The sequence below is a fragment of the Bacteroides sp. D1 genome (genome assembly GCF_000157095.2).
Classification (GTDB): domain Bacteria; phylum Bacteroidota; class Bacteroidia; order Bacteroidales; family Bacteroidaceae; genus Bacteroides; species Bacteroides xylanisolvens.
The window spans coordinates 111648-136047 of sequence record NZ_JH114348.1 but is presented as its reverse complement, the minus strand read 5'-3'; the positions used below and the strand labels follow the sequence as shown (position 1 = coordinate 136047).

General features: G+C 38.8%; 14 protein-coding genes. 13 read left to right on the top strand and 1 reads right to left on the bottom strand.

Annotated elements, in window-relative coordinates; genetic code table 11:
• Positions 1-45: 45 nt before the first annotated feature.
• Entirely contained in the window at positions 46-1941 is a 1896-nt protein-coding gene (locus BSAG_RS05410) for an ATP-binding protein (RefSeq protein ID WP_004315856.1), read from the top strand.
• A 313-nt stretch (positions 1942-2254) separates the two neighbouring features.
• Here BSAG_RS05410 and BSAG_RS05415 read toward each other — a convergent pair whose 3' ends face one another.
• Positions 2255-2830, bottom strand: coding sequence for an RNA polymerase sigma-70 factor (locus BSAG_RS05415; RefSeq protein ID WP_004315857.1), 576 nt, complete (start codon positions 2828-2830; stop codon positions 2255-2257).
• 134 nt (positions 2831-2964) lie between these two features.
• Between BSAG_RS05415 and BSAG_RS05420 the strand changes: the two genes are divergently transcribed.
• The 12 genes from BSAG_RS05420 to BSAG_RS25765 all read left to right on the top strand — a co-directional run.
• Positions 2965-3987, top strand: a complete 1023-nt coding sequence (locus tag BSAG_RS05420; RefSeq protein ID WP_008771155.1) for a FecR domain-containing protein — start codon at positions 2965-2967, stop codon at positions 3985-3987.
• Positions 3988-4233: 246 nt separating this feature from the next.
• Entirely contained in the window at positions 4234-7515 is a 3282-nt protein-coding gene (locus tag BSAG_RS05425; protein ID WP_004315860.1) for a TonB-dependent receptor, read from the top strand.
• Between the two features lie 11 nt (positions 7516-7526).
• On the top strand, positions 7527-9254 hold the full coding sequence (locus BSAG_RS05430) for a RagB/SusD family nutrient uptake outer membrane protein (protein ID WP_004315861.1): 1728 nt from the start codon (positions 7527-7529) through the stop codon (positions 9252-9254).
• Between the two features lie 11 nt (positions 9255-9265).
• A complete protein-coding gene (locus BSAG_RS05435; RefSeq protein ID WP_008997691.1) occupies positions 9266-9934 on the top strand; it encodes a carboxypeptidase-like regulatory domain-containing protein in 669 nt (222 codons plus the stop codon).
• A 141-nt stretch (positions 9935-10075) separates the two neighbouring features.
• Positions 10076-11533 (top strand): sulfatase-like hydrolase/transferase, encoded by a 1458-nt coding sequence (locus BSAG_RS05440; protein ID WP_008771157.1) that lies wholly within the window; start codon positions 10076-10078, stop codon positions 11531-11533.
• Between the two features lie 91 nt (positions 11534-11624).
• Complete coding sequence (locus BSAG_RS05445; RefSeq protein ID WP_004315866.1) at positions 11625-13100, top strand: sulfatase; 1476 nt, start codon at positions 11625-11627, stop codon at positions 13098-13100.
• Positions 13090-15846 (top strand): alpha-L-rhamnosidase, encoded by a 2757-nt coding sequence (locus BSAG_RS05450; protein ID WP_004315867.1) that lies wholly within the window; start codon positions 13090-13092, stop codon positions 15844-15846. The genes BSAG_RS05445 and BSAG_RS05450 overlap by 11 nt, the downstream gene beginning before the upstream one ends.
• A 34-nt stretch (positions 15847-15880) precedes the next feature.
• Entirely contained in the window at positions 15881-17275 is a 1395-nt protein-coding gene (locus BSAG_RS05455; RefSeq protein WP_004315868.1) for a sulfatase, read from the top strand.
• Between the two features lie 23 nt (positions 17276-17298).
• Positions 17299-19530, top strand: a complete 2232-nt coding sequence (bglX, locus tag BSAG_RS05460; RefSeq protein ID WP_004315869.1) for a beta-glucosidase BglX — start codon at positions 17299-17301, stop codon at positions 19528-19530.
• 3 nt (positions 19531-19533) lie between these two features.
• Positions 19534-21750 (top strand): alpha-L-rhamnosidase C-terminal domain-containing protein, encoded by a 2217-nt coding sequence (locus BSAG_RS05465; protein WP_004315871.1) that lies wholly within the window; start codon positions 19534-19536, stop codon positions 21748-21750.
• Complete coding sequence (locus tag BSAG_RS0223430; RefSeq protein WP_008997690.1) at positions 21729-24026, top strand: alpha-L-rhamnosidase N-terminal domain-containing protein; 2298 nt, start codon at positions 21729-21731, stop codon at positions 24024-24026. Before BSAG_RS05465 ends, BSAG_RS0223430 begins: the two co-directional genes overlap by 22 nt.
• A gap of 68 nt (positions 24027-24094) precedes the next feature.
• Positions 24095-24400 (top strand): beta-galactosidase (locus tag BSAG_RS25765; protein WP_008997689.1); only part of this gene is annotated, 306 nt, incomplete at its 3' end.

Genomic DNA, 24400 nt, shown 5'->3' with positions numbered 1-24400 from the left:
AGAAATAAATACTACCTTTGCCGTAGCTATTATAGAACATCACAAATGAAACAAGTACTCCGAACCATCTCATTCTTAGGCTTATTCCTTTTTATAGAAGGATTCTTATTATCTGTGTCAGCCCGAACTGAAATAACAAATAAAGAAGTACTGGTTTTAAACTCCATTAATTTTAATCTGCCTTGGGCTAAAAATTTCTATTGGTGCATACACGATGCTCTTCAGAAGCAGGGGATATCTGCCAAAGCGGAATCTCTTTCCGTACCAGCTTTGGTGGATAAGATGGAAGCAGATGCCGTAGTCACCCATTTGCGTGAGAAATACCCGGTAGCTCCCGCTGCCATCGTCCTGATTGGAGATCCGGGATGGATTGTCTGCCGTGAACTGTTTGATGACGTATGGAAAGATGTTCCGGTAATAGTGACAAATGCCCGCGACCGCCTGCCTGCTTCTCTCGACGTTTTGCTGTCTCATGCTCCACTAACAGAAACCAATAGTGTCCCCGGTGAAGAATGGAGAAGAGGCTATAATCTGACACTTTTAAAGCAGCATTATTATGTGAAGGAAACAGTGGAACTGATTTATAAACTAATACCGGATATGCAACGTCTGGCATTTATTTCAGACGACAGATATATTAGTGAAGAAACCCGTAGAGATGTAAAGGAAGCCGTCGAAGAGAATTTTCCGGATTTACGTCTGGATTTGCTTTCTACCACTCAATTATCGACAGAAATGTTGCTGGATACCCTGCATAGTTATAAACCTAATACAGGGATTATTTACTATTCCTGGTTTGAGTCTCATAATGAAAATGATAACAATTACCTTTTCGACCACATACAGGAAATTATAACCAATTTTACTCCCTCACCTCTGTTTTTGCTATCTCCCGAAAATTTATCGAACAATACTTTCGCAGGAGGGTATTATGTATCGACGGAGTCTTTTTGCGATTCTTTGCTGGAAATCCTGAATCGCATATTGAATGGAGAACAAGCCCGCAATATTCCCGGTGGAGTGGGAGGGGAAGGAAATTCCTATCTTTGTTATCCTGTATTAAAGTCTTATAATATTCCGTCAAGTCGTTATCCCGACGATGCAGTATATATTGATAAACCTCAAACTTTTTTTCAGCAACACTATGTTAAGATTATTGCTAGTTCTGTTTTTCTATTACTTTTGATAGCTGCTATTGTCTATTATATTCGTATTCTTCGGAAAACGTATAGCCGTTTGAGTGAAGCGGTGGAGAAAGCGGAGCAGGCTAATCAATTGAAATCTGCCTTTCTGGCGAACATGAGCCATGAAATACGTACTCCTTTGAACGCAATCGTGGGCTTTTCAAATATGCTTCCCCATACAGAAGATCCTGTCGAAATGCGCGAGTACGCAGATATCATCGAAACAAATACCGATTTGTTGCTCCAATTAATTAATGATATTCTGGATTTGTCGAAGATTGAAGCCGGAACATTTGATTTCTATCCTTCCTCGATCGATGTTAATCAGACAATGGAGGAAATCGAACAAAGTATGCGGTTACGTTTGAAAAACAGTGATGTTACCCTTGCATTTACCGAACGCTTGCCGGGTTGTCTTTTTTATATTGATAAGAATCGACTGATACAATTGCTTGCCAACTTTGTCAATAACGCTATCAAATTTACTCAAACAGGCACTATCTGTATGGGGTATCGTATGACAGATACCGATACTATTTATTTTTATGTATCAGATACCGGCTGTGGTATGTCAAACGAACAGTGTGAACATGTTTTCGAACGATTCGTAAAATATAACCCATTCATTCAAGGTACCGGCTTAGGACTTTCCATCTGTCGTACGATTGTTGAGCGTCTCGGGGGAAAAATAGGAGTAGATTCAGAAGAAGGTAAAGGATCTACTTTCTGGTTTACACTTCCTTATAGAAAGAGATGAAGTTAGTTAATAGATAAGTTACTGTCTCCTTATTGCAAACTTCCTTTTCCTTACTGCCAAAGTTGTTTTTGTCTAAGAGAAATCTATAAACGGAAGCTTTGTTTTTATAAATGAAACTTGCATTTATAAAAATGAAGGTTGCATTTATATAATTGGAACTTTTGTTTATAGTTTGTTTCAGGTCAAAGGGAACTTTTGCCTTAGAGGAACGTAAGTTTATCTTTAATACAACGTAAGTTGTCTATTAATACTTTAGCTGACAGGTAATAGCCAAATGGAATAATATTGGTGGTTACTTATATGTTTCGTCTCTCTAGGGAAATAAGAGAGGTAGTAGTAACGGGAGGTAATCTTTCAAATCCACGCGCAGTTGCTTTAACGCTTGTTGAATACGGTAATCTATTGTTTTGGGAGATACCCCCAGTGTTTCTGCAATCTCCTTGTAACTCATATCCCGGAATCGGTGCATCACAAAAGCTTCCCGATAACTTTCGGGCAGTGCCGCGACAGCATCTTCAATCCGTTTCGCAAGTTCTTCAATCTGATAATAGTCCGTATCTTGCAGCATTTCCTGCATTTCTTCATAAAAGCGGGTATCCGCCCGTTGGGTGGCATCGATATGTGCAAGCTTGTTCAAAGCCCTGCGATACACCATCTTAAAAAGATAAGAATTAAGAGAGGACTCGATAACCAGTGTTTCCCGATTTTCCCAAATCCATAAAAGAGAATCCTCTACAATCTCTTCTGCATCTTCCAACTCGACAAACCGGTGACCATACGCGCACAGCATCGGATAATATCTCCGAAACAGTGTATCGAACGCTTTTTGATCTCCGCGTTGAACGGCTGATAATAGAAAATCATTGTCTGATTGATAAGTTCCTTTCATGTATTAGCTCCATAATTTAACTGCAAATATAGCTTTTTTAGATAGAAACAAAGATTTTTCTAAAAAAAATGGTTTTTAGTTTAGGAGTCTTCCTATTCTCCCTTGTCTTATAGTAAAAGGCAATAAAAACAGATATGGATAAAACAGATAGAAATACGATAGAAGAACTGCTTCCCCGTTATTGTGAAGGGGTGGCAACGGAAGAAGAACGTCTGCAAGTTGAGATGTGGATGAGTGAATCGGACGAAAATCGACGGATGGCAAAACAGATACATGCTCTTTTTCTTGCCACGGATACAGTTAATGTTATGAAGAAAGTCGATACGGAGAAAGCATTGTTGAAGGTGAAAAGTAGAATGTCGGGTAACAGACACAAGGGAACGATGTGGTGGCAATGGGCACAACGTGCGGCAGCAATTTTGTTCATTCCACTTCTCGTTACATTGATGCTCCAATATTGGGGAGGAAACGAACAGGAATTGGCACAAATCATGGAAGTGAAAACAAATCCTGGGATGATGACCTCATTGACCCTGCCCGATGGTACGCTTGTTTACCTGAATTCGGAGTCAACACTAAGTTATCCTTCACGTTTCGATAATGATACAAGAAATGTGACTTTACAGGGAGAAGCTTATTTTGAAGTGGCTAAGAATCCGGAAAAGAAATTTATAGTCTCCACTTCCCATCAATCACAAATAGAAGTACTGGGAACTCATTTCAATGTAGAAGCTTATGAAAAGGAAGACAGAGTGTCGGCGACATTAGTTGAAGGAAAGATCGGCTTTATCTTCAAGCGTGACAATGTTTCGAAAAAAGTGCTGATGAAGCCAGGACAAAAATTGGTCTATGATTTTAAAGACAGTAAGGTGCAACTTTATACTACTTCCTGTGAATCTGAGATTGCTTGGAAAGAGGGGAAAATCATTTTCAAGGACACTCCTTTGGAAGAAAGCTTGCGAATGTTGGAGAAACGATATAACGTAGAATTTATAATAAAGAATGAACGTTTGAAAAAATATTCGTTTACCGGAACATTTACACATCAGCGTTTAGAAAGAATATTGGAATATTTTAAAATCTCATCCCGAATTCGTTGGCGATACATAGATTCTGCTGATATAAAAGATGAGAAAAGTAGAATAGAGATTTATTGATTTACAAACCTTAAAAAATAAATAATATGAAAAACAGAGCTCCTTAAAAGAAAAACATACGGGAAGATATTGGCGTATCTCCCGTATGAAAATAAGTAAATCTTTCTACCGCTTGTTTGGCGACAAGCTTAGATAAACTTTTTATTAACTTTAAGTCATTACAAAATTATGCAAAATTATTGTAGCATCCAATTATTACGGATGATAAACTCGTTTTGGATTACCTTAAAACAAATTCCACTATCTATGAAACTATTTATTATTTGCCTCATTTGTTCTGTCAGTATCACATGGGCTACTGAAGTGTATGCGCAGCAAGCAATGATAAGTATTGATGTGCGTAACCAAACAGTAGGGGAAATCTTGGAGGAAATAGAATCTCAATCGGATTTTGACTTCTTTTTTAACAACAAGCATGTTGATTTGAGCCGCCGTGTATCCGTATCTGTCAATAACAGTAATATCTTTCAAGTTTTGAAAGAAGTTTTTGCCGGCACGGGTGTAAAGTTTTCAGTATTGGATAAGAAAATAATTCTGTCAACAGATATTTTGGTACCTGAACAAGATAAAAAAATGAAAGTTTCTGGTAAAGTCGTTGATAGAAATGATGAGCCTGTCATAGGAGCTACTATTAAAGAAGAAGACGGTTCTGTTGGTACTGTAACTGATATCGAAGGAAATTTTACTTTATCCGTATCGTCAGATAAAGCAATGATTAACGTATCCTATATCGGTTATCAACCTCAATTAGTTAAGGTAAAAGAAGGAAAAACACTAAAAGTAGTCTTGGAAGAAGATACAAAACTGCTCGACGAAGTAGTAGTGGTGGGTTATGGTACGCAGAAAAAGGTAAATTTGACCGGTTCTGTTGCGACTATTTCTTCTAAAGATATAGCAGAAACTCATGCAAGTAATACTTCCACTTTATTGGCAGGTAGATTACCCGGTGTGATTTCAATGGCTGCAAATGGATTTCCGGGACAAGGAGCATCAGTGCTGATTCGTGGGAAGTCATCTTGGAACGATGCGCCCGTATTATATGTTGTTGACGGGATTCAAGTGAATAAAGAAGCTTTTGATGCGATTAACATTGATGAAATAGAGAATATTTCGGTATTGAAGGATGCGTCTGCGGCGGTATATGGTTCTCGCGCAGCTAATGGTGTAATATTGGTAACGACGAAACGTGGTGAGAATGGCAGACCTAAATTCTCTTTCTCTACAAATTTAGGTATCTCTACACCTACTGCTTATCCGGAACTACTCAACGCTTATGAGTATGCAACTCTTTGGAATGAGGCGCAAACTAATATGGGATATGATATAAATAACTCTTCAGACGCGCATTTGTTTTACAATGATGAACAAATTCAAAAAGCACGAACAGAGAGTTCTGATTGGTTTGGGGAAACTTTCAAAAAGCATTCATTGAATCAGAAATATAACATGAGTGTGAACGGTGGAAGTGACCGAATTAAGTATTTTATGTCTTTGGGATATTTGCACGATGAAGGGATGTATGATGGAATTGATTATAAACGCTATAATCTGAGAGCTAATATTGATGCAAAAATTAACAATTATATCAATGTCCGTTTAGATTTGGAAGGGATGGAGAGTACTTTAGAACAACCGCAAGTCGCTTCTGCTTCACTATTTGAGTATGTGGTTAGACGGTCTCCATTAGAAAAGATTTATAACGCGGATGGTAGTTACTATGATATGGGTAGTAGACATCCAGTAGCAGAACGTGACGATAGCGGGTATAAAAGAAATAAAAAGAATAATTATCGGGCTAAACTGGGTTTTGATATAAAAATTCCTTATGTAGACGGATTGAAGTTTAATGCTTTGTTTAGCTACGTGCGAGGTGCGAACCATTCGAAGTCATTTTTAACTCCTTATTCTCTCTATTTGTTGGGAGATGATGGTAGTGTTGCCAATGAACGCATTTTTGGTAAAACCTCTCTTTCGGAAGAAATGTACATTGGAAATAATATGACATCTACTTTGACATTAACATATAATAAAAAGATAAAAGGACATTCTATGTCCGGATTGTTGGTGTACGAACAATTTGAATCATTGGGATCTACATTAGGGGCTTCAAGAACTAATTTTCCATTCACTTCTATTGATCAGCTGTTTGCAGGTGGAGATGATGAAGAACAGTCAAATTGGGGAACTCCTGCTCAGGATGCTCGCAAAGGTCTCATAGGGCGTTTTAATTATGATTACAAAGGCAAATATTTGGCTGAATTTTCGTTCCGTTATGACGGGTCATTAAAATTTCACCCGGATCGTAGATGGGGATTTTTTCCTTCAGTATCTTTGGGATGGCGGCTATCGGAAGAAGCTTTCATGAAGAAGTTTTCTAATTTGGATAATTTGAAAGTCAGAGGTTCGTATGGTATCTTGGGTAATGATGCTGTAGGAGGCTGGCAATGGTTGACTAATTATTCGTTTGGTAATGCCTATATTTTTAATCAAGCACCGATAAAATCAATTGTAAGCGGTGGCATTCCGAATGTTGATTTAACTTGGGAAAAAACTGCGACATTCAATTTTGGGGTGGACGCATCTATTTATAAAGGATTACTTGCTGTGGAAGCGGATGTGTTCTATAAACGCACATACGATATCTTAGGTTCAAGAAATGCTTCAATGCCTCAAACTTTTGGTGCAACTTTGCCTTCTGAAAATTATGGTATTGTGAAAGTGAAAGGGTTTGAACTGCAAGTAAAGCACGATAATAAAATAGGAGACTTCCGGTATCATGTGGGTGGAAATGTGAGTTGGTCAAGAAATAAGGTTATAGAAAAAGATTATGCTGCAGGGGCGGAACCTTGGAATATTCCGGTAGGAAAAACAATGGGATATCGGGCTTGTTTTGTTGCACTCGGATTATTTCAGAGTGATGAAGAAGCAGCCGCATGGCCGCGGTTTAAAGGAACACAGCCAACGGCCGGTGATGTGAAATATGCAGATTTAAATAATGACGGAATTATGGACGAACGTGATAAGAAAGTCGTTTCTCCTTATAGCAACACTCCTGAAATAATGTTTGGCTTGAATCTTTCGGCTTCATGGAAAGGTTTTGATTTTAGTGCTTTGTTCCAGGGAGCTGCCAACAGGAATGTGATGTTAAGTGGTTTTGCCACTCAAATGTTTATTAATGGTGCTTCCAATTTGCCTAAATATTTGTATGAAGACCATTGGACTCCGGATAATCGTGATGCACGCTATCCTAAGGCCTGGGGCCCTGACCATCCGTCAAATAATAAATCATCCACATTCTGGTTGATTAATGGTAACTATGTTCGATTGAAGAATGTAGAATTAGGATATTCCATATCAAAAGATTTATTGTCGAGAGTGGGAGTGGACCGTTTGCGGATATATGTTGGCGGAAGCAATTTGTTCTCTATAGATCATATGCCGGGGTATGATCCGGAAAAACAGGATGGAGGACCGAATTATTATCCTCAACAAAGGGTTTTCAATATGGGAGTAAACATAACTTTTTAAATGAGTATACAATGAAAAAATACATATTTTATTTAATCGCATTTTTAGCCGTTTCTTGCGAAGATGTTTTGGATAAAAAGAATTTAGGCGCTATTGATGATTCGTATGTGTGGAGTGATCCTAATATGATTGAGCTGAATGTTAATTCATTTTATGCCAATTGGATGCCGACCGGTTTATTTGAACGACCCGGACTCGCTGAGTTGGGAATAATTTCCGATGAAGCTCGTAGTGGATATAATGGTCGTGCAGTGAATTGGATAAATGGTGTGCGTTTTGGTGCCGATCGTACGGATGTACCGTATCAAAAATGGTATTATGGTGGTATACGCAAGGCTAATGAGTTTTTGCAGAATATTGAAGAACGATATATTTTACCAACTAATGCTACTCAGGCTCAAAAGGAACGACGTGACCGTTTTATAGGAGAAGTGAGATTTTACCGTGCTCATCTGTATTGGGAAATGATAAAGGTGTATGGAGGAGTACCTATCATAACTAAAGTAATAGACAAAGATGAAACGGATGAGAGTTTGTTATATCCTAAAAGGAATACGACAGATGAAAGTTTTGATTTTGTTATAAAGGAATTGAAGGAAGCTGCAGATTTGTTATCGATTACATACAGTGGGGATAACTGGGGAAGAATTACAAAGGGAGCAGCACTTGCATATTGTGCAAGAATACAGTTGTATAGAGCAAGTCCGATGTTTAATCCGACTAATGAGAGAAAATATTGGGAGGATGCATACGACACCTATAAGGATGTGATTGAACTGGATGTTTATGATTTGCATCCGATGTTTTCGGAAATTTGGAAAGAAAAAGGGGAGAACAACAAAGAAATAATATGGTTTAAAGATTATAAAAAGGGAACTATTACTCATGGTTGGGATGCGGGTAATATGATGCGTTCGCAGGCAGTGGGTGATGCAACAGCCAATTGTCCGGTACAGGAGTTAGTAGATGCGTTTCCCATGAAAGATGGTACTCCGTATGTAAAAAGTAATCCGGAAACCAATCCGTATGATTATCGTGACCCTCGCCTTCGAGCAACTGTCGTATGGAATGGAGATACATACGGACCAAGAAACGAAAAGGTGTATACATTTGTTTCAGAATCCACCGACCCTAATTCTCCAATGTATAATTTTGATGGTATTGATTCTCATCAATCTGCAACAAGTACAGGATATTATATGAGAAAAATGACAGATGAGTCTTTGGACGGAACGAAAGGTGATTATGGCTATGGAAAAGGAAGCTATACACAATGGGTTGAACTTCGATATGCTGAGGTCTTGTTGGGCTTGGCTGAAGCAGCGAATGAAATCGGAGAAACGGAAGAAGGCGTAGAACAACTAAAATTAATTCGTAAGCGTGCCGGTATACTTCCAGGTGATGACGAACGTTATGGAATACCAGAAAACATATCTAAAGATGATTTTAGGACATTGGTTCAAAATGAAAGATATATAGAATTGGCTTTTGAAAATAAACGTTATTGGGATTTGCGTCGTTGGAAATTAGCACATCTTAAACTAAACAATCAATTGACAGCAATGGAGATACGTAAAAAGATAAATGGTGAAGAGATTTCTTATACCTATACACGTCGCGTACAGCGTCATGATAAAACGAATAAACCGGTGTTTTTAGAGAAATTTTATTTTTTGCCTTTACCTAAAGAAGAATTGCTCAGAAATCCGAACTTAGAACAAAATGAAGAATGGAAATAAAAAACATGATTATGAAAAAGATTTGTTTATATATATTGGTTTGTATGTTCATTGGTTATTCGTGTGATGACATGAACGAGTTTGAACAAGGAACATTAAGTGGATACGTGTTGGATGCTGTAACAGGTGAAGGGTTAGCTGATGTGGATGTCGTTTTGGAGCCTGTTGTAGCGGCTAATGGCAGTGTGACTTCAAAACCTGACGGTCATTTTAATTTATCACGTTTAGTTGCAGGTACATACAGAGTGAATGTTCGTAAGAACGGGGCTTCTATTATAGATAATGCTCAGGATGAAATAACGATAACGGATGGTTGTACTCTTGATAGGGAATATAAATTGACTCCCAGAGTTTCAGTATTTGATTTTAGTGTTGACTATGACAAGAGTGATCCTACGAAATTTGTAGTACATTTCAAGGCTCGTGGGAACGAAGGTAATAAGTTTAATTATTATTCTGTGATGTGGAACGAGTATCCGAATTTTATATTTGCGGATTTGCCTAATACTCAAAGAAAGGCAGTGAAGCATGCGACTTCAGAAGAGGCAGAAGTCACCTACGAAGTAAGTGGTTTGGATTTGAAAAAAGGGACGACCTATTATATCCGTGTAGGAGTAACTCATATTGCCAATGGAGGAGATTACAATCATAGCAAAATGATTCCTATAATGTTTGAGTAAGTAATGAATTTTTGTGATAAACTTTTTATCGTAGGAGGGATTTGTCCCTCCTACTTTAGAGCTATTTGCCATAAAAATACAAGTGTTTCATTGAGGAAACATTCACCAAGAAAATACATTTAGAGTTAAAGTGAATCAAAGATGAAAAATAACTTTTTTATTTCAGGATTGTGTTTGTTAACCGCTTCTCAAACGATGGAAGCACAAGATAATAAACCGGAAAATGTGAATATACTTTTTATTCAGGCGGACCAACACCGTTATGATTGTACAGGGTTTTCAGGGAAAGGCTTGGTGAAAACCCCTAATATCGATAAACTCGCTTCGGAAGGAGTTATTTTTACTAATTCCTATTCGTGTATACCAACAAGTTGTCCTGCCCGTCAAAGTTTGATTTCCGGTAAATGGCCAGAACAACATAAGGGACTTTGGAATTATGATATAACGCTGCCTGTCACTCCTTTCAATGGTCCGACGTGGACAGAGAAATTATCAGAGAAAGATATTAAGATGGGATATGTTGGTAAATGGCATGTCAGCGACCGGAAATCACCGAAAGATTTCGGATTTGATGATTATGTGCCGGAGTGGAGTTATAATAATTGGCGTAAGAAGAATAATCTTCCTGATTATGTCTGGCAGGACTCCCGATGGGTAATGGGAGGATATGATCCGGTTGATAAAATGCAGTCCCGTACACATTGGTTGGCACAACGTGTGATTGAAATGATTAAGAAATATCAATCCGAAGGTAAAAAATGGCATGTCCGTTTTGATACGAGTGATCCGCATTTACCATGTTATCCTGTTCGTGAGTTTCTCGCTATGTATGATAAGGAAAAAATACAGGAATGGCCGAACTACAGGGATGATTTGTCGAATAAACCCTATATTCAGAGACAGCAGATTTATAATTGGGAGTTGGAAGATTCGAATTGGGAGATGTGGCAGGGTTATTTGCAGCGTTATTTTGCTAATATCACTCAATTGGATGATGCTGTGGGTATGGTTATTGAGGCTTTGAAGGAAATGGGAGTGTATGATAACACGTTTATTGTATATACTACAGATCATGGAGACGCTGCCGGTTCACATAACATGGTGGATAAGCACTATGTTATGTATGAAGAGGAAGTACATGTACCTCTAGTGATGAAAATTCCCGGAGTGTCACATCGGATCATCGATCGGTTTGTCAATAATCAACTGGATATGGCTGCAACATTTTGTGATATGTATCAGTTGGATTATAAAACGCAGGGAGAGTCCTTGTTACCTCTGATCGAAGAAAAAAAGGAGGCCTCAGACTGGAGGGAATATGCGTTCAGTAATTACAACGGTCAGCAATTTGGTTTGTTCGTGCAACGTATGATACGTGACAAACGTATGAAATATGTATGGAACCTTACAGATACGGATGAATTGTATGATTTGGAAAGCGATCCTTGGGAACTGAACAATTTAGTTTATTCAAAAGAATATAAAGCGGAACTTGTTCGTTTGAGAAAAGCCCTTTATGAGGACCTAAAGCAAAGAAAAGATCCGTTGATTTGGCAGAATGCGGCAAAAAGACAACTGATTGATAATAAGAAGTTGTAATGTTGGGAGTATAATCTCGATTTGCAAGCGATCGGGCAGTGACAATTAGATTATTTTCAGTAGGTATAAACAAAAATAGAACTATAATGAGATGAAACGTTCAAGCATAACGAAAGTTTGGTTGTCTTCTTGTTGTGCACTGCCGCTCTTGGGCTTTGCGCAGAAGCGTCCGCATATTATTCTAATCTTTACGGATCAACAGAATGTAAATGCCATGAGTGCGGCGGGTAATCCTTTCCTGTATACCCCCAATATGGATGCTTTGGCTAATGATGGAATTCGTTTTACGAACGCTTATTGTACTTCTCCTGTTTCCGGCCCCTCACGTGCAAGTATCGTGACGGGACTGATGGCTCGTGAAGCGGGAGTTGAATGGAATGACAATTCAAAACTAAGCGAAGGCATACATACCGTCGGTGACCTGTTGGGTGAGAATGGTTATCGGACTGTATGGGCAGGAAAATGGCATATTCCTGAAATTTATCCGCAGCGCTCAAAAAATGAGATTAAATATTTGCATGGCTTTGAATTACTTCCTTTTTGGGACGCACCTAACAAGCATTGGTTGCTGGGAGCGGAAACAGATCCTCCATTGACGGATGCGGTCGTTTCGTTTTTGGATGGTTATGATGAAAGGGAGAAGCCCCTGTTTTTGGCGATCAGTTATCATAACCCTCACGATATTTGTATGTATCCCCGTAAAGTCGGTTGGGAAACAATGTCGGATTCTTTGTTGAATATCCGTCCTTTTGGAAAATATAAATTACCAGAACCAATGGGGGTACATCCTGATTCGTTGTCTTATTTGCCGCCATTGCCCGGAAATTTCAGTAAAAATGTAGATGAGCCGGAGTTCATAATAGACAAACGCGTCAAGCCGAACCCTTATGGAGATGAGGTGCAGTTGTCGTCCCGGTTTTCCGGAAGAGAGTGGCAGGCTTACTTAAATTCGTATTATCGATTGACGGAGTTGGTTGACAAGGAGATTGGTGAGGTGATAGAAGCCTTGAAACGTAATGGAATGTACGAAAATTCTCTTATTATATTTACTTCAGATCATGGTGACGGTATGGCTGCTCACGAATGGGCGGCAAAACTTAGTTTTTACGAGGAATCTGTCAAAGTTCCTTTAATTATGGTATTGCCGGAAAAGTGGCAGCGGGGGGCTGTTAACTCCGGTTTAGTTTCTTTAGTCGATCTTGTCCCGACATTTTGTGATTATGCCGGGGTGAGCCCGAAGACGAATTTTGCGGGAATGAGTTTGCGTCGGGCTATATATCCAACTGAAGAACGCTGGCGTGATTTTGTGGTGGCGGAGTTGGCGGATCATTTGAAAGACAGGACAAGAAAAGGGCGCATGATTCGTACCGGACGCTATAAATATGCTATATATTCATCGGGTGAACGTAATGAGCAATTGTTTGATTTAATGACAGACCCCGGTGAAACGATAAATTTGGCCTATTCAAAAGAGTACTGGGAGATTCTTAAAAAGCACCGTAGTTTATTGGTTAAATGGATGAAAGAACGTGGAGATAATTTTAAAGTAGTGACCTATGAGAAATAATATATATTTCATATATCTTTTATTACTGGCTGTTTTGCCGGTTCATTCAAGGAATACTTCACTTTTTAGCGTTTATGAGATAACATGTGAACAACAAATTGAACCGTCGGGAATAGAAAGTAAGTCCCCGCGTTTTAGTTGGAAGGTTGCATGTCAGCAACGTGGTTATCGCCAATCTGCTTATCGCATATTGGTGGCAGATACTGAGGATGCCCTGACAGCCGATAAAGGTACTGTTTGGGATTCAGGAACGTTTCTTTCTTCAAATTCCGTCCTTGTTCCTTTCCAAGGTAAAGAACTTCATTCCGCGACTAGATATTATTGGAAAGTCAAGGTTTGGAATGAAGCAGGCGAAGAATCCGCATGGAGCAGACAAGGTTCGTTTGTGACCGGCATGATGAAGGAACGGGATTGGGGAAAGGCTCAATGGATTGCTTTGGAAAAGGATGATTCTGCGAAAAACTTATATCCGGGAATACATGCTCCATTGGTTCGGAAGATGATCGGTGATCGGAAAGTGGGTGGATATAAATTGCCAATGTTCCGAAAAGAACTACCTATAAATAAAGAAGTCAAAGAAGCGATTGTGAATATTTCAGGATTGGGACATTTTGATTTCTATATAAACGGGGAGAAAGTGGGGAATCATTTTTTAGATCCGGGATGGACAAATTATGCAAAGACGGCTCTTTATCAGACTTTTGATGTGACAGCATTACTGAAGAAAAGAAATGTGATGGGAGTTATGCTGGGAAACGGGTTTTATAATGTACCTCGTGAGCGTTATTTCAAACAATTGATTTCTTTTGGAGCTCCCAAGGTGAAATTAGCCTTATCTTTAAAGTATGCGGATGGTTCTTCCGAGGTAGTTGTTACGGACCAGAGTTGGAAAGTCTGTGAAAGCCCGATTACTTATTCGAGTATTTATGGAGGAGAGGATTATGATGTCCGAAAATATCAGGTTTCCTGGATGAATCCCGGATTTGATGATGATTCGTGGAAAACTCCGGTTATTGCAAAAACGGAGATGGGGTTGAAAGCGCAAGTCTCTGCTCCGCTTACAGTACGTGATATACTTCCTGTTGTCCGGAAGTATAAGAATTCAAAGGGGAATTGGGTTTTTGATTTCGGACAGAACTTTTCAGGAATAATCCGTTTGAAAGTAAAAGGCCATAGCGGGCATAAAATAACGATGAAACCCGGCGAACTTCTGGAAAAAGATAGTACGCTCAATCAACGGGCGTCGGGTGGACCTTATTTATGGAATTATACGTTAAGTGGGAAAGGTGTGGAAGAATGGCAACCGCAGTTCACATATTATGGATTCAGATATGTTGAAGTATCTGATATTGAAAAGCTTGAATTGATAGAATTGGCAGGGATGCATACTACGAATTCGGCTCCAGAAGCAGGATCTTTTTCTTGTTCCCTGCCGATGTTCAATAAGATCTATGAGTTAATTGACTGGTCGATACGTAGTAATTTGGCAAGTATTTTGACCGATTGCCCTCACCGGGAGAAACTAGGATGGCTTGAAGTGGCTCACCTTATGCAGCATGCCATGCAATACAGGTATCAGTTGGATGGTTTGTATAGCAAAGTGATGGGGGATATAAAAGATTCTCAGACACAGGAAGGCATTGTTCCTTCTATTGCTCCGGAGTATGTACGTTTTGCCGATGGGTTCGAGAATTCTCCGGAATGGGGAAGTGCATTTATTATTATACCTTGGTATGTTTATAGATGGTATGGAGATAAAAGTCTGCTATCTACTTATTATCCGTATATGAAGCGATATTTGGAATATTTGTCGACTCGTGCGGATAATTATATTGTTGCTTATGGCTTGGGGGATTGGTTTGATTTGGGGCCTAAGCATCCGGGGTATTCGCAGTTAACATCGAATGGAGTGACGTCAACCGGTATGTATTATTACAATGCGTCGATAATGTCTCAAATAGCAAAATTGCTTGGAGAGGAAAAGGATGAAGAGCGTTTTAAACAATTGGCTACTTGCATCCGAAAGGCTTATAATGAGAAATTTTATAATACTGTCACTAAGCAATATGACCGTAACAGTCAGACTGCGAATGCAATTTCTCTCTATTTCGGATTGGTGGAAGAACAGAATCGGGAGGTTGTATATCAGAACTTGATTAATGATATTAAGAATCGTGATTACGCTTTGACATCCGGAGATATCGGTTATCGTTATCTGTTGAGAGTCTTGGAAGAAAATGGAGATTCTGATATCATTTATAAAATGAATACAAAATATGATGTTCCCGGATATGGATGGCAACTGGCTTATGGTGCTACTGCGCTGACAGAATCCTGGCAGGCGTATGGGTTTGTATCGAATAATCATTGTATGCTTGGGCATTTGATGGAATGGTTTTTTAGTGGTTTGGGTGGAATAGGCCAGCAAACGGAATCTGTTGGTTTTAAGAAAGTAAAAATAAAACCTCAAATACCGATAGGAATTAATTCGGCTTCTACTTCATATACTTCGCCATACGGGGATATTGCTTGCCGTTGGGTGCGTAAATCAGGTAAAATCCGGTTATATGTACAAATACCGGGCAATTCCGAAGCGATTATTTATTTGCCGGCAAAAACTGTTGAAGAAATTACAGAAAGCGGTATACCTTTGAAGGATGTCGGAGAATGTCGGATTCTTGAGGCTCATAATGAAGACTATATATTAGTATCCGTGGGTTCCGGCAATTATATTTTTGAGGTGTAGAATCGAGTGTTAAATGTAACAATATGAATAAATAATGAAGTATAATTTGTTTTCGTTGGGAATTTTGGCTTTGAGTTCCCAAATGGTGATGGCTTATGAAAAAGGAAAAATGAACATTGTGTTTCTTTTGGCGGATGATTTACGATATGATGCGGTTGGGTATATGAATAAGACCACTATTCAAACTCCTCATATCGATTGTTTGGCAAACGATGGTACGGTTTTTACTAATATGTATGCCACATCTGCCATTTCTTGTTGCAGCAGAGCGAGTATATTTACTGGTATGTATAATCGCCGTAACGGAATTACGGACTTTTCGGGTACTTTACGGGGAGAGGCACTGAAAAACACATATCCAATGTTAATGAAAGACAATGGGTATTATGTCGGTTTTATCGGAAAGTATGGTGTAGGAAATTATTTACCTCAAAAAGAGTTTGATTATTGGAGGGGGCTTGCGGGACAAGGAACATATTATCAAAAAGATAAGGATGGCAATCCCAGGCATCTGACGGGGCTGATTTCCGAACAGATAGACGAGTTTTTGGCTAATAGGGATGAAACGAAGCCCTTTTGTCTGTCAGTGAGTTTTAAAAGTCCACATACGGAATCGGAACAGGATCCGTTTCCTTTTGATAAGAAATATAGTTTTATGTACGAAGACGAATTCTTTGATAAACCGGAGACTTTTGGAGAAAATTACTATCGATTATTTCCCGAATCTTTTAGAAAAGATGGTAAATGGGAAAATGAAGGATATGTGCGTTTTAAGAATAGATACGGAACGGATGAGAAGTATCAGTCTTCTGTGAAAGGATATTATCGGTTGATTGCGGGGATTGATGAGGCAATAGGCAAGTTGAGAAAAAGGCTGAAGGAAATGGGACTCGATAAGAATACACTGATTATTTTCACTAGTGACAATGGTTATTATTTGGGAGAGCATGGTTTGGAAGGGAAATGGTATGGACATGAGGAGTCAATCAGATTGCCTTTGGTGATTTATGATCCGCGATTAGAGAAACCGGTAAAGAAAATTGATGAGATAGCGTTGAATATTGACCTGACCTCAACCATGCTGGATTATGCAGGGATAAGGCAGCTTGAAAAGATGCAAGGAGAAAGTCTGCGTCCTTTGATGGAAGGTAAAAAGATAAAATGGAGGCAGGAATTTCTTTACGAGCACCTAATGAATTTAGATAAAAAAGGATGGTATGTGTATATACCACAGACGGAAGGACTTGTAACGAAGCGTTATAAATATATGCGATATTTTGTGAATAATCAATCGCATACTCCTATTTATGAGGAACTTTTTGATATTAAAAAAGACCCTTATGAAAAAAAGAATCTGATTAAGAATAAAGCTGATTTGGCCGGGCGTATGCGTACGAGAGTCGATAATTTGATAAAAGTAATTAAATGATAAAACTAAATAATAGAGAAAGTATGAAGACATTTGTAAAACTTGCTACGGGAATGTTGTTTTTGGTTTCGTGTGGAGGAAATATATCGGATAAGGTCTCTACACTTAGTATTCCCGATAAATATGAACAGAGAGTTGATTCCGTATTGAAATTGATGACTCTGGATGAAAAAATTGGGCAGTTGAATCAATATACTGGCAATTGGCAGGCAACCGGACCGGTAGTGGAAGATCCTACTAAAATAGAACAAATTAAAGCAGGGAAAGTCGGTTCCATGTTGAATATAAAAAGTGTCAAACATACCCGTGAGTTGCAGGAATATGCAATGCAGTCACGTTTACGTATTCCTTTGATGTTTGGTTTGGACGTTGTGCATGGTCTGCGGACTATCTATCCTATTCCATTGGGCGAGGCTGCCAGTTTTGATCTTGACTTGATGAAACGTACAGCTGCCGGTGCTGCAAAAGAGGCTTCTGCGCAAGGTGTTCATTGGACTTTTGCTCCAATGATTGATATTAGTCGTGACGCCCGTTGGGGGCGTGTAATGGAAGGAGCAGGAGAAGATACTTGGTATGGGTGTAAAGTTGCCCAAGCCCGGGTTAGCGGTTTTCAGGGAGATGATTTGTCGGAACCACACACTATTATGGCTTGTGCCAAACATTTTGCGGCGTACGGAGCATGTATTGCAGGAAAAGATTATAATACGGTAGATATTTCCGAACAGACATTGCATGAAGTTTATCTTCCGCCTTTTAAAGCGGCAGTTGATGCAGGTGTTGCTTCTTTTATGAATAGTTTTAATGATATAAATGGTATACCGGCAACAGGGAATACTTATATTCAGCGTGATTTATTGAAAGGTTCCTGGAACTTCAATGGGTTGACTGTTTCTGATTGGGGGGCTATTCGTGAGATGATTCCTCATGGCTATGTTTCAGATTTGAAGGGGGCGGCAGAGAAGGCGATTCTAGCAGGTTGTGACATTGATATGGAGTCCAGAGCTTATCATATTCATTTGAAGAAACTTGTTGAAGAAGGTACTGTGTCAGAAGATTATATTGATGATGCTGTGCGTCGTATTTTGTTTAAGAAGTTTGAGTTGGGATTGTTTGATAATCCTTTTCTTTATTGTGACGAGACACGTGAAAAGGAGGTTGTTCTTTCTGAAGAATTGAAAAACCTTTCCCGGGAGGCTGGTGCCAAGTCTATCGTTTTATTAAAGAATGACCAAGGTTCTTTACCTTTGAATAACCCGAAAAAAATTGCAGTTATCGGTTCTTTGGCTAAATCTCAGAAAGATATGCTGGGCTTTTGGGCGAATGAGGGTATTGTAGATGAGGTGGTGACTGTGTATGAAGGATTGAAAAATAAATATCCTGAGTCCGACGTTGTGTATGCGGATGGTTATGATTTGGCAACAAATGAACTTCATTTGATGGATGCCCGTAATGCTGCAATGCAGTCGGATGTGGTAATTGTGGCAGTAGGCGAGCGCTTTGAAAATAGTGGAGAAGCCAAATCACGTGCTGATATCAACATCCATCCCAATCATCAGTTGCTAGTGAAAGAGTTGAAAAAGACAGGTAAAAATGTGGTTGTTTTGCTGATGGGTGGCAGGCCAATGATTTTTAATGAAATGACTCCCCATGCAGATGCCATATTATTAACTTGGTGGTTGGGAACGGAAGCGGGAAATGCCATTGCAGATGTGTTGGCCGGAGATTATAATCCTTCGGGAAAACTTCCGATGACATTCCCGGCGCATGTAGGGCAGATTCCGATTTATTATAATTATAAAAACACCGGTCGTCCAGAGAATAAAGAGATAGGTTATTCGTGTCGTTATCAGGATATTGATTTTGAACCTGCATATCCTTTTGGTTATGGTTTGAGCTATACTGATTTTTTAATTTCAGAACCAGTAGTAAAGGATTCGGTATTTAGCCTGAAAACTCCTTTGGAAGTTTGTGTAAAGGTGAAAAATACTGGTAAATATGCAGGAAAAGAAACTGTACAATTGTATATCCGGGATTTGGTAGCTTCTCTTACAAGACCGGTGAAAGAATTGCGTGGGTTCCAACAAGTGGAACTGCAACCGGGTGAAGAGAAAGAAATCAGTTTTATGCTGACGGAAAAGGAATTGGGATTTGAATCCGCTTGTAAAGGTTGGACCGTTGAGCCCGGATTATTTGATGTGATGGTAGGGAATAGCGCTTTGAATGTGAAGAAAACAAGAGTTGAATTAAAACAATAATCAATGAATGAACTTAAAAAGCTAGTGTGTATCTTATTGAGCCTGATTGGAATGCACACGATTCAAGCTGAAATAATAACTTATCCGGCTGAAGTAACTCCCGGTTCCTGGCTATGTTTTAGAAAAGAAATATCGGTAGAGAAAGATGCGTCGCATAACTTGCTGAAGATTGCGGCTGATTCAAAATATTGGTTGTGGATAAACGGTGAACTGGTTGTTAGAGAGGGAGGGTTGAAAAGAGGTCCTAATCCGAAAGATACTTACTGTGATATTCTTCAGGATGTAAAAGGATTAGTGCCCGGGAAAAACACCATTGCTCTTTTGGTCTGGTATTTCGGAAAAGAGGGATTTAGTCATAGAAATAGTCCGACGGCAGGAATTTCTGTAGATTTGACGATTGGCAAACAACGATATATAAGTGATGATAGTTGGAAGGTGAGCATACATCCGTCATTTTATATTCCGAAGGGTATAAAGCCCAATTTTAGGTTGCCGGAATCCAATATCGGCTTTGATGCGGAAAAAAAGGTGGCTTTTTGGGACAAGGATTTTGACGATACACAATGGAAGAATGTCAAAGTGATCAAAAAAGAACTGTCAGGATGGGGGCAATTGGTAGAACGTCCTATTCCTATGTGGAAGGACTATGGATTGAAAGATTATGTGAAAGTTGAAAGGAAATCTGACACATTGCTTGTTGCTTATTTACCTTACAATGCACAAGTGAATCCCTATATAAAATTAAAAGCGAAAGCGGGAAGATTGATTGATATTCGGACCGATAATTATCGTGGAGGCGGAACTCCTAATGTGTATGCTGAATATATAACTAAAAGTGGAATTCAAGAATTTGAAGCTTGGGGTTGGATGAACGGTCATCAGGTTTTGTATACGATTCCTAAAGATGTAGAGGTTTTAGAATTAAAATTCAGAGAGACGGGATATGATACGGAGCTTGCCGGATCATTCTCTTGTGAAAAACAGTTTTATAATAAATTATGGAATAAGTCGTTACGTACTTTATATATCACAATGAGAGATACCTATATGGATTGTCCGGATAGAGAACGTGCGCAATGGTGGGGAGATGTTGTAAATGAATTGGGCGAAGCTTTCTATTCGTTGGATCAGAATGCACATTTGCTTACACGTAAAGCTATTCTTGAATTAATGAATTGGCAACGTCCGGATAGTACGATTTTTGCACCGATTCCTGCCGGTAACTGGAATCAGGAACTGCCGATGCAGATGCTTGCCAGTGTTGGATATTATGGTTTTTGGACATATTATATGGGTACGGGAGACAAAAATACGATTAAAGCCGTCTATCCTAATGTGAAGAAATATATTCATGTATGGAAACTTGATGAAGAAGGACTGGTCGTTCCTCGTAAAGGTGGATGGACCTGGGGTGATTGGGGAGATAATAAAGATCTTGTTTTATTGTATAATCTTTGGTATTCATTGGCACTTGAAGGTTTTCATTTGATGGCCGACTTACTTGGTGAAAAGGAAGATTCCCGATGGGCATGTCAGGTTAATGAAAGATTGAAACGTGCTTTTCATACAAAATACTGGAATGGTACCTTTTACCTTTCTCCTCATTATAAAGGTAAACCGGACGACCGTGCACAAGCATTGGCTGTTGTTGCGGGTGTTTTACCCGAAAGTGAGTATTCGGTAATCCGTCCATTTTTCAAGCAGCAATATCATTCCAGTCCTTATATGGAAAAATATGTTTTGGAGGCTTTGTGTGTGATGGGGTATTATGAGGATGCTTTAGATCGAATGAAGAAACGTTATCATGATATGGTCGAAAGTGAATTGACAACTTTATGGGAAGGTTGGGGTATCGGTAACAAAGGCTTTGGCGGAGGTTCATACAATCATGCTTGGAGTGGAGGTCCTTTGACGATTCTTTCTCAATATTTTGCAGGTATATCTCCTATGAAACCAGCGTTTAAAGAGTTTGCTATAAAACCTGCGTGGAACTGTTTCGAGCATATTCAGTCTGTAACTCCGACTCAGTGGGGAGAAATAGAACTTAATATTACGAATGAATCGGATATGATAGTTATGAAAGTAAAAATACCTCGAAACACAAAAGGATATTTTTATATTCCTGACAGAATTAAAAGGTATCGGATAAATGGAAAAGAGAAAATAAACAAGAAACGTGAAATTTTAAAAAAAGGAATATGGGACATAGAATTATATTGACTGTTATATTATTGAGTTTTACTATATGCTCTTTTGGAGATAATATCTTTAATGGTGCACAATGGATATCAGTTTCAGAATCTCAAAATACTCCTAATCAATGGTTTTGTTTTCGAAAACAAGTGGAGTGTGAGAGGAAGCATAGTATTGCAGAGTTAAATATAGCTGTTGATTCCAAGTATTGGCTTTGGGTAAATGATAGCTTAGTTACTTTTGAAGGTGGGCTTAAACGAGGGCCTAATCCATTGGATACATATTATGACTGTGTTGATATATCCAGGTTCTTGAAAAAAGGTCTCAATATAATTGCCATACAAGTATGGTTTTGGGGTAAAGACGGATATTGTCATAAGAATAGTGGGAGGGCGGGATTACTTGTTGACCTAAGATTAGGTAAAAAAGAGCGGGTACTTTCTGATAAAAGTTGGAAAGTGAAAGTGCATCCGGCATATGGTGAATCTTCATTACCTCATCCTAATTATCGTCTGCCGGAGGCAAACGTACATTTTGATGCACGAAAAGATATAGAAGGATGGCAGTCTTTAGATTATGAAGATCAATTGTGGGGTTATGCAACGGCATGCGGAGAATATCCATGTTTACCTTGGAATAAGGTGCATCTACGTCCTTTTCCAAATTGGAAAGATTCTGGCATTATTCGTTATGATTCTTTGAAAACTGATGAAGCGGGGAAAATAGTTGGTTTTTTGCCAAAGAATATTTCAATAACTCCTTATTTAAAGATAAAAGCTGATGCGGGAAAGTTAATTGATATAAGAACGGATAATTATAAAGGTGGAAGTGAATATAATGTCAGAGCTGAGTATATAACCAAGGAAGGGGTGCAAAGTTTCGAAGCTTTTAATTATATGAATGGTCATTCGGTGGTTTATTCGATACCTCAAGAGGTGGAAGTGATTGAATTGGGATATAGGGAAACTCGTTTCAATACCGAATTAGAAGGTTCTTTTGTTTGTGAAGATGAATTTTATAATAGACTGTGGTGTAAGGCTTTGAATACAATGAATTTGAATATGCGTGATGCTATTCAAGATCCGGATAGAGAACGTTCGCAGTGGTGGGGTGATGCTGTAATTGTTTCCGGAGAAATATTTTATGCTTGTGACTTAAATGGGAAATTACTGGTGAAGAAAGCTATTAAGAATCTTGTGGATTGGCAGAAGGATGATGGAGTTTTATATTCTCCTGTACCAGCCGGTTCTTGGGATAAAGAATTGCCAGTGCAGATGCTTGCAAGTGTTGGAAAGTACGGTATTTGGAATTATTATGTTTATACAGGTGACTCTGCTACTATAAAAGAAGCATATCCTGCCGTGAGGAAATATTTGTCATTGTGGAAGCTGGATGAACGTAATCTTGTCAAACATAGAACAGGGGGATGGGATTGGTCTGATTGGGGACAAGATATTGATGTCTGTGTTCTTGATAATGCTTGGTATAGTTTGGCTCTTGAAGGTCTAGCCAATATGGCTACTCTGTTAGGTGATCAGCTGATAGCCGAGGATTGTCTTTTTAAAATGAAAAAAGTTCGGGAAGCTGTAAATAAGTATTATTGGAATGGAAGGTTGTATCGGAATCCATTTTACAATGGAAGAACAGACGATCGTGCAAATGCTTTGGCTGTTTTGGCGGGATTTGCTACTGAGAATCAATGGAAAACTATTCAAGAGTATTTAAGTAACTATCAAGCTGCAAGTCCTTATATGGAGAAATATATTTTAGAAGCTTTTTTTTGTAAAGGGGATATAAAAGGAGGGCTTCAAAGGATGAAAAATAGATATCAATATATGGTAAATCATAGATTGACAACTTTGTGGGAGGATTGGAATATTGGTGGTGCTGGAGGTGGAAGTATTAATCACGGATGGGCTGGAGGTCCATTAAGTTTATTGTCACAATATGTTGCGGGTATTGCTCCTTTGACGGCTGGATGGAAAACTTTTATGATAAGACCAAGTGATGTCTTATTTAAAAAGATAAAATGTAGTGTCCCCTTAGGGCAAGGAGTAGTTGTTTTAAATATGGATGCTTATCAACGTAAAATAAATGTGGATTGTGATGTAAATCAAAATTTTATATTGGCTGTTCCAAGGACATGGTTTAAGGGGGCCAGTTTATGTATATTAAACGGAAAAGAATATGATATACAGGAACTAAAAGGAATACAGAATAAGAAAATAAGTTTTGATTCAGAGGATACACAGTCTTTTTATTTTAAAATAGTGGATCAATCAGTTCAGATTCATATCATTTGAACCCAATCCTTTTTGATATTGGAATAATAGATATTTTATTTGTGTTGATATAATTTTGATGTTGTTTTATGAAGAAGTTATTAGCCTTTTGTTTTTTTATTTGTTTTTGTGCTGTTTTTCTGTTGGCGCAAACCACTGCCCACAAATTTGAGGCGGGCAAGAACACATTCCTGCTTGATGGAAAACCATTTGTAGTGAAGGCGGCGGAGTTGCATTACACCCGTATCCCACAGGCTTACTGGAGTCATCGCATAGAGATGTGCAAAGCATTGGGAATGAATACGATTTGCATTTATATTTTCTGGAATATCCACGAACAGGAAGAAGGAAAGTTCGACTTCTCTGGTCAGAATGATATTGCCGCTTTTTGTAAA

Coding starts and splice junctions, on each gene's coding strand:
- BSAG_RS05440 (WP_008771157.1), top strand. CDS start 10,076: ATGAAAAATAACTTTTTTATTTCAGGATTGTGTTTGTTAACCGCTTCT.
- BSAG_RS0223430 (WP_008997690.1), top strand. CDS start 21,729: ATGGGACATAGAATTATATTGACTGTTATATTATTGAGTTTTACTATA.
- BSAG_RS05450 (WP_004315867.1), top strand. CDS start 13,090: ATGAGAAATAATATATATTTCATATATCTTTTATTACTGGCTGTTTTG.
- BSAG_RS05430 (WP_004315861.1), top strand. CDS start 7,527: ATGAAAAAATACATATTTTATTTAATCGCATTTTTAGCCGTTTCTTGC.
- BSAG_RS05410 (WP_004315856.1), top strand. CDS start 46: ATGAAACAAGTACTCCGAACCATCTCATTCTTAGGCTTATTCCTTTTT.
- BSAG_RS05435 (WP_008997691.1), top strand. CDS start 9,266: ATGAAAAAGATTTGTTTATATATATTGGTTTGTATGTTCATTGGTTAT.
- BSAG_RS05425 (WP_004315860.1), top strand. CDS start 4,234: ATGAAACTATTTATTATTTGCCTCATTTGTTCTGTCAGTATCACATGG.
- BSAG_RS05455 (WP_004315868.1), top strand. CDS start 15,881: ATGAAGTATAATTTGTTTTCGTTGGGAATTTTGGCTTTGAGTTCCCAA.
- BSAG_RS05420 (WP_008771155.1), top strand. CDS start 2,965: ATGGATAAAACAGATAGAAATACGATAGAAGAACTGCTTCCCCGTTAT.
- bglX (WP_004315869.1), top strand. CDS start 17,299: ATGAAGACATTTGTAAAACTTGCTACGGGAATGTTGTTTTTGGTTTCG.
- BSAG_RS05445 (WP_004315866.1), top strand. CDS start 11,625: ATGAAACGTTCAAGCATAACGAAAGTTTGGTTGTCTTCTTGTTGTGCA.
- BSAG_RS05465 (WP_004315871.1), top strand. CDS start 19,534: ATGAATGAACTTAAAAAGCTAGTGTGTATCTTATTGAGCCTGATTGGA.
- BSAG_RS05415 (WP_004315857.1), bottom strand. CDS start 2,830: ATGAAAGGAACTTATCAATCAGACAATGATTTTCTATTATCAGCCGTT.